We start from the raw sequence: 7,991 nt of genomic DNA, 5'->3' as shown, positions 1-7,991 counted from the left end.
CAGTCGGTCCGGTACGACGCCAGTCGGTCCGGTACGACGCCAGTCGGTCCGGTACGACGCCAGTCGGTCCGGTACGACGCCAGTCGGTCCGGTACGACGCCAGTCGGTCCGGTACCTCGGGTACCGCAGTACGGCACGGCCTCGGGACAGGGCCGGCCGGTCGGTCCGGTGCAGCGTGGCCCGGACCCTTCCCGCACCTGTGAGCGCCAGGCACCGCCCGCCTCCGGAGTGCGCCCCTCAGCCGTCACCCTTCCCACTGGAGTCCTGCGATGGCCACTCCCCAGTCCGGCACCCCCCTGTCCTCCCAGTCCCCCCAGTCTGCCCAGTCCCGCCCCGTCCCCCTCGACACGGTCGCCGTGGTCGGCCTCGGCACCATGGGCACCGGTATCGCCGAGGTGCTGGCCCGCGCCGGCCGCGAGGTCATCGGCATCGATGTGAGCGAGGCCGCCGCCGCCCAGGCCGCCGCCGCGCTGGAGGCCGCCACCGCCCGCGCCGTGGACCGCGGCCGGCTCACCGAGGCGGGCCGGGCCGAGGTGCTCGCCCGGTTCCGTACCGGCACCGAACTGTCCGCGGCCGCCGAGGCCGACCTGGTCATCGAGGTGGTGCCGGAGTCGTACGAGATCAAGCAGCAGGTGCTGCGGGAGCTGGACGCGATCGTGCGGCCCGGCACCATCCTGGCGACCGGCACCAACGCGCTGTCGGTGACGCGGCTCGCCGCCGACTCCCAGCGCCCGGAGCGCGTCCTCGGCCTGCACTTCTTCAACCCGGCACCGGCCATGAAACTGGTCGAGGTGGTCTCCTCGGTGCTCACCGCCCCGGCCGCGGTCACCGCCGTCACCGATCTCGCCGTCGAACTCGGCAAGGAACCCGTCGCCGTCGGCGACCGACCCGGCTTCGTCGCCGACGGCCTCCTCTTCGGCTACCTCAACCAGGCCGCCGCCATGTACGAGGCCCACTACGCCTCCCGGGAGGACATCGACGCCGCGATGAAGCTGGGCTGCGGGCTGCCGATGGGTCCGCTGGCGCTGCTCGACCTGATCGGCGTCGACACCGCGCGCACCGTCCTGGAGGCCATGTACACCGCCTCCGGCGACAAGCTGCACGCCCCCGCCCCGATCCTGCGCCAGCTCAGCGAGGCGGGCCTGACCGGCCGCAAGTCGGGCCGCGGCTTCTACACCTACGCGGAGCCGGGCGCGGCCGCCGTGGTGCCGGACGCGCTGACGCCCGCCGCGGAGGGGCCTCGGACCGCGGGGCGGGCGGTGCGCTCGGTGGGGGTGGCCGGGTCCGGCACCATGGCCGCCGGGATCGCCGAGGTCTTCGCCAAGGCCGGCTTCGAGGTGGTGCTGGCGGCCCGGAGCGAGGAGAAGGCCGCGGCCGCCAAGTCCCGTATCGGCAAGTCTCTTTCGCGGTCTGTCGACAAGGGACGGATGACCGCCGAGGACGCCGCGGAGGCGCTCGCCCGGATCACCCCGGCCGGGAGTTGCGAGGCCTTCGCCGAGGTGGATCTCGCGGTGGAGGCCGTCGCCGAGGATCTGGAGGTCAAGCGGCAGCTCTTCGAGGTCCTGGACAAGGTGTGCAAGCCGGGCGCGGTGCTGGCCACCACCACATCCTCGCTGCCGGTGGTGGCCTGCGCCCGCGCCACCGCCCGCCCCGAGGACGTGGTCGGGATGCACTTCTTCAACCCGGCTCCGGCGATGAAGCTCGTCGAGGTGGTGCGCACCGTGCTCACCTCGGACGAGGCGCACGCCACGGTGCGCGAGGTGTGCGCCCGGATCCGCAAGCACCCGGTGGACTGCGGCGACCGGGCCGGGTTCATCGTGAACGCGCTGCTGTTCCCGTATCTGAACAACGCGGTGAAGATGGTGCAGGAGCACTACGCCTCGCTGGACGACATCGACGCGGCGATGCGGCTGGGCGGCGGCTATCCGATGGGGCCGTTCGAACTGCTCGACGTGGTCGGCCTGGACGTCTCGCTGGCGATCGAGAAGGTGCTGCACCGCGAGTTCCGCGATCCGGGCCTGGCGCCCGCGCCGCTGCTGGAGCATCTGGTGGCCGCGGGCTGCCTCGGCCGCAAGTCGGGCCGCGGCTTCCGCGAGTATGCCCGCCGCTGACCCCGGAGGCGGGCCGGCGGAGTGGGGCGGGCTGCTGGACCCGTCCGGCGGCCCGCCCGCACCCCCTGCCACCCCGCGGGCACCCGCACACCGCGCGGCACCGATGGAGTACGTTCGGGGCATGTCGCAGGCCGCCAAGTCCCCCCGTACGCAGACCTCCACCGTCCCCCCGGAACGCACCGCGGGTGGCCGCGCGGCGGCCCAACGGCTCAAAATGCGCCGTGAGTTGGCGGCCGCCGCCATGGAGCTGTTCGCCACGAAGGGCTACGAGGCGACCACCGTGGACGAGATCGCGGCGCGGGCCGGGGTGGCCCGGCGCACCTTCTTCCGCCACTTCCGCTCCAAGGAGGAGGCGATCTTCCCGGACCACGACGACACCCTGGTCCGGGCGGAGGCGGTGCTGAACGCGGCCCCGGCCCACGAGCACCCGCTGGACACGGTGTGCCGGGGCATCAAGGAGGTCATGCGGATGTACGCGGCGCAGCCGGAGATCTCGGTGGCCCGCTACAAGCTGACCCGCGAGGTGCCCACCCTGCGGGAGGCGGAGATCGCCTCCGTCGCCCGCTACGAACGCCTCTTCACCCGCTATCTGCTGGGCCACTTCGACGAGCACGCCCACCATGACGCGGCCAACGACGATCCGCTGCTGGCCGAGGTGGCCGCCTCCGCGGTGGTCACCGCGCACAACCATGTCCTGCGGCGCTGGCTGCGGGCCGGCGCCCAGGGCGATGTGGAGGCCCAGCTCGACCACGCCTTCGCCATCGTCCGCCGCACCTTCGGCACCGGTATCGCGGGCCGCCCGGTGGACGAGCCGCAGCCCACCACCGCGACCGCCACCGGCGACGTCCTGGTGGCGGTGGCGCGGACGGACGCCCCGCTGGACGAGATCATGCGCACCATCGAGGGAGCGCTGAAGGAACGCGGCTGAGCCCGCCCCGCAGGACCACGACAGGCCCGTCGCCGGCAGGTGGCGGGCCTTCGCGCTGCCCCGGCGAGGTACGGCCCGCCCCTCAGTGATCTCGGACACCGCCGCGACCGGCCGCATTCGCCCGGTTCAGCACGGTTTTCCCGGACACATGCGATCGATCATCGCTCAACTGAGGCACCCTGACGACAGTTGAGACTTTCTTGGCACGCAGTGCCTTGCGGGCTGGCACGCGGTGTCATACGTTGAAGAGGTCCGGGCGGCCGGTGAGCGGAGAACTCCGCACACCGACTGTCCCCGCGAGCCACGGCGAGCGCGCCCGGACGCCTGCGTCACAGGCACCTCCCGCGCCACCACACCAGGCGCCGCCGAACCCCTCACCCCCCCGCCGGACCGACGGCATCCCCCTTCTACGCTCCCCGCCCGCCGACCCCACCGACGCACCGCACCGTCCCCCCGGGGACGTTCCCCGCCGGAGGCACACCGTGAAGGAAATCCTGGACGCGATCCAAGCGCAGTCCCGGACCGCGAAGGGCGAACGCCCGCCCCGCGCCGAGGACTTCGCCGCCCTGCCGCTCCCCGAGTCCTACCGCGCGGTCACCGTGCACCGGGACGACGTGGACATGTTCGAGGGCCAGAGCACCCGCGACAAGGACCCGCGCAAGTCACTGCACCTGGACGAGGTGCCGGTGCCCGAACTCGGCCCCGGAGAGGCCCTGGTCGCCGTGATGGCCTCCTCCGTCAACTACAACTCCGTGTGGACCTCGATCTTCGAACCGATGCCCACCTTCGGCTTCCTGGAGCGCTACGGCCGCCTCAGCGAGCTGGCCCGCCGCCACGACCTGCCATACCACGTCATCGGCTCCGACCTGGCGGGCGTGATCCTGCGTACCGGGCAAGGGGTGAACGCCTGGCAGCCCGGCGACGAGGTCGTCGCGCACTGCCTGAGTGTGGAGCTGGAGTCGAGCGACGGGCACAACGACACCATGCTCGACCCGGAGCAGCGGATCTGGGGCTTCGAGACCAACTTCGGCGGTCTGGCCGAGATCGCGCTCGTCAAGTCCAACCAGTTGATGCCCAAGCCGGACCATCTGAGCTGGGAGGAGGCCGCCGCCCCCGGACTGGTCAACTCCACCGCCTACCGGCAGCTCGTCTCGCGGAACGGCGCGGGCATGAAGCAGGGCGACAACGTCCTGATCTGGGGCGCCTCCGGCGGACTCGGCTCGTACGCCACGCAGTTCGCGCTGGCGGGTGGCGCCAATCCGATCTGTGTGGTCTCCAGCGAGCAGAAGGCCGCGATCTGCCGGGCGATGGGCGCCGAGGCGATCATCGACCGCTCCGCCGAGGACTACCGGTTCTGGAAGGACGAGCACACCCAGGACCAGCGGGAGTGGAAGCGGTTCGGCAAGCGCATCCGGGAACTCACCGGCGGCGAGGACGTCGACATCGTCTTCGAGCACCCCGGCCGCGAGACCTTCGGCGCCTCCGTCTACGTCACCCGCAAGGGCGGCACCATCGTCACCTGCGCCTCCACCTCCGGCTACACCCACGAGTACGACAACCGCTACCTGTGGATGTCGCTGAAGAGGATCGTCGGCTCGCACTTCGCCAACTACCGGGAGGCCTGGGAGGCCAACCGCCTCGTCGCCAAGGGCAGGATCCACCCCACCCTCTCCAAGGTCTACCCCCTGGCCGAGACCGGGCAGGCCGCGCACGACGTGCACCGCAACGCCCACCAGGGCAAGGTAGGAGTGCTCGCCCTCGCCCCCGAGGAAGGACTCGGCGTCCGCGACCACGAGCTGCGCGCCCGGCACCTCGACGCCATCAACCGCTTCCGCGACATCTGAGAGAACGGGAGCACCCTGTGCCAGAGCGTCCCGAGCATTCCCGGCCCCAGCCCCCGTCCGCGGCCCCACCGGTCCGGGACCGGCCATGGCTGATGCGGACCTACGCCGGCCACTCCACCGCCGAAGCGTCCAACGAGCTGTACCGGCGCAACCTCGCCAAGGGCCAGACGGGCCTCTCCGTCGCCTTCGACCTGCCCACCCAGACCGGCTACGACCCCGACCACATCCTCGCCCGCGGCGAGGTCGGCCGGGTCGGGGTGCCCGTCTCCCATCTCGGCGACATGCGGCGGCTGTTCCAGGGCATCCCGCTGGAGCAGATGAACACCTCGATGACGATCAACGCCACCGCCATGTGGCTGCTGGCGCTCTACCAGGTCGTCGCCGAGGAGCAGGGCGCCGACATCACCCGCCTCTCCGGCACCACCCAGAACGACATCGTCAAGGAGTACCTCTCCCGCGGCACCCATGTCTTCCCGCCCGGGCCCTCCCTGCGGCTCACCACCGACATGATCGCGTACACCGTCGCCCACATCCCCAAGTGGAACCCGATCAACATCTGCAGCTACCACCTCCAGGAGGCCGGGGCCACGCCCGTCCAGGAGATCGCCTATGCGATGTCCACCGCGATCGCCGTACTAGACGCGGTGCGGGACAGCGGGCAGGTGCCGGCGGAGCGGTTCGGTGACGTGGTCGCGCGGATCTCGTTCTTCGTCAACGCCGGGGTGCGCTTCGTCGAGGAGATGTGCAAGATGCGCGCTTTCGCCCGCATCTGGGACCGCCTCACCCGCGAACGCTACGGCGTGCGGGACGAGAAGCAGCGCCGCTTCCGCTACGGCGTGCAGGTCAACTCCCTGGGCCTGACCGAGGCGCAGCCGGAGAACAACGTGCAGCGCATCGTGCTGGAGATGCTCGCCGTCACCCTCTCCAAGGACGCCCGCGCCCGCGCCGTCCAACTCCCCGCCTGGAACGAGGCGTTGGGCCTGCCCCGCCCCTGGGACCAGCAGTGGTCGCTGCGCATCCAGCAGGTCCTGGCCCATGAGAGCGACCTGCTGGAGTACGAGGACCTCTTCGCCGGCAGCCATGTGGTGGAGGCCAAGGTCGACGCGCTGGCCGCCGAGTCACTGGCGGAGATCGAGCGGATCGAGGAGATGGGCGGCGCGCTGGCGGCCGTCGAGTCCGGGTACCTCAAGGCGCGACTGGTGACCTCGCACGCCGAGCGGCGGGCCCGGATCGAGAACGGCGAGGAGAAGATCGTCGGCGTCAACTGCTTCGAGACCACCGAGCCCAACCCGCTCACCGCGGACCTGGACACCGCCGTGCACACCGTCGACCCGGATGTGGAGGACGCGGTGGCCAAGGCCCTCGGCGCCTGGCGCGACGGCCGCCACCAGCCGCCGTTCCACCACTCCCGCCCCGGCAAGGCCCTGGAGCAGCTCAAGGCCGCCGCGACCACCGACGCCAATCTGATGCCAGCCACCCTGGAGTGCGCCCGCGCCGGGGTCACCACCGGCGAGTGGGCCGCGGCGCTGCGCGAGGTCTTCGGCGAGTACCGGGCCCCGACCGGCGTCTCCGGCGCCCCCCTCGCGGTCACCGCGGAACCCGGCACCCCACTGGCCGCGGTACGCGAGAAGGTACGGCGCACCGCGGACGACCTGGGCACCGGCAAGCTCCGCCTGCTGGTCGGCAAGCCCGGACTCGACGGCCACTCCAACGGGGCCGAGCAGATCGCGGTACGCGCCCGGGACGCCGGCTTCGAGGTGGTCTACCAGGGCATCCGGCTCACCCCCGAGCAGATCGTGTCCGCGGCGCTCGCCGAGGACGTGCACTGCGTCGGCCTGTCCATCCTGTCCGGCTCCCACGCCCAGCTCGTACCGGATGTGCTGGAGCGGCTCCGGGCCGCGGGCGCCGGTGACATCCCCGTCGTCGTCGGCGGCATCATCCCCGGTGTGGACGCGGCCCGGCTGAAGGAGGCCGGGGTGGCCGCCGTCTTCACCCCGAAGGACTTCGGCATCACGGAGATCATCGGCCGTATCGTCGACGAGATCCGTACCGCGAACACGCTCGACTCCCTGGAGGTCCCCGCACATGCATGAACAGCCCAGCCCGTCGCCCGCCACCACCCTCAACGGAAGCGGCTCCGCCGCGCTGCCCCCTGACCGCCTGCGCCCCCGCCGTTCCTGCCTGGCGGTGCCCGGGTCCAATCCGCGCTTCCTGGAGAAGGCCCAGCAGCTCCCCGCCGACCAGGTCTTCCTGGACCTGGAGGACGCCTGCGCCCCGCTGGCCAAGCCCGAGGCCCGGCACACCATCGTGAAGTTCCTCAACGAGGGCGACTGGAGCGGCAAGACCCGGGTGGTACGCGTCAACGACTGGACCACCGAGTGGACCTACCGCGATGTCATCACCGTCGTCGAAGGCGCCGGGCAGAACCTCGACTGCGTCATGCTGCCCAAGGTCCAGGACGCCCAGCAGATCATCGCGCTGGACCTGCTGCTCACCCAGATCGAGAAGACCATGGGCTTCGAAGTCGGCCGGATCGGCATCGAGGCGCAGATCGAGAACGCCAAGGGCCTGGTCAACGTGGACGAGATCGCGGCCGCCTCACCGCGCACCGAGACCATCATCTTCGGCCCCGCCGACTTCATGGCCTCCATCAACATGAAGTCCCTGGTCGTCGGCGAGCAGCCCCCCGGCTACCCCGCCGACGCCTACCACTACATCCTGATGCGCATCCTGATGGCCGCCCGCACCCACGACCTCCAGGCCATCGACGGCCCCTACCTCCAGATCCGCGACGTCGACGGCTACCGCGAGGTCGCCCGCCGCGCCGCCGCCCTCGGCTTCGACGGCAAGTGGGTCCTGCACCCGGGCCAGGTCGAGGCGTCCAACGAGATCTTCTCCCCGTCCCAAGAGGACTACGACCACGCCGAGTTGATCCTCGACGCCTACGACTACTGCACCTCGGAGGCGGGCGGCAGGAAGGGCTCGGCGATGCTCGGCGACGAGATGATCGACGAGGCCAGCCGCAAGATGGCCCTGGTGATCTCCGGCAAGGGGCGCGCGGCGGGGATGCGGCGCACCACCACGTTCGAGAAGCCCGTCGACTGAGGA

5 protein-coding genes are annotated in these 7,991 nt (G+C 71.5%); all 5 read left to right on the top strand.

Annotation, left to right across the window (positions count from 1 at the left end):
• Positions 1-269 precede the first annotated feature (269 nt).
• The 5 genes from ACFVST_RS16825 to ACFVST_RS16805 all read left to right on the top strand — a co-directional run bounded on the left by ACFVST_RS16825 (position 270) and on the right by ACFVST_RS16805 (position 7,988).
• Positions 270-2,111: a 3-hydroxyacyl-CoA dehydrogenase family protein gene (locus ACFVST_RS16825; RefSeq protein ID WP_390151787.1), complete on the top strand. Its 1,842-nt coding sequence runs from the start codon at positions 270-272 to the stop codon at positions 2,109-2,111.
• A 121-nt stretch (positions 2,112-2,232) separates the two neighbouring features.
• Positions 2,233-3,039, top strand: a complete 807-nt coding sequence (locus tag ACFVST_RS16820; protein WP_390151784.1) for a TetR family transcriptional regulator — start codon at positions 2,233-2,235, stop codon at positions 3,037-3,039.
• A gap of 482 nt (positions 3,040-3,521) precedes the next feature.
• Positions 3,522-4,883 carry a crotonyl-CoA carboxylase/reductase gene (ccrA, locus tag ACFVST_RS16815; RefSeq protein ID WP_390151781.1) on the top strand — a complete coding sequence of 454 codons (1,362 nt, stop codon included), beginning with the start codon at positions 3,522-3,524 and terminating at the stop codon, positions 4,881-4,883.
• A gap of 17 nt (positions 4,884-4,900) precedes the next feature.
• Entirely contained in the window at positions 4,901-6,976 is a 2,076-nt protein-coding gene (locus ACFVST_RS16810) for a protein meaA (protein WP_390151778.1), read from the top strand.
• Positions 6,969-7,988, top strand: coding sequence for an HpcH/HpaI aldolase/citrate lyase family protein (locus ACFVST_RS16805; RefSeq protein ID WP_390151776.1), 1,020 nt, complete (start codon positions 6,969-6,971; stop codon positions 7,986-7,988). The genes ACFVST_RS16810 and ACFVST_RS16805 overlap by 8 nt, the downstream gene beginning before the upstream one ends.
• The last annotated feature ends 3 nt before the right edge of the window (positions 7,989-7,991 follow it).

This window comes from Streptomyces sp. NPDC058045 (genome assembly GCF_042885635.1).
GTDB lineage: Bacteria > Actinomycetota > Actinomycetes > Streptomycetales > Streptomycetaceae > Streptomyces.
This window is presented reverse-complemented; position numbering and strand designations above follow the sequence as displayed.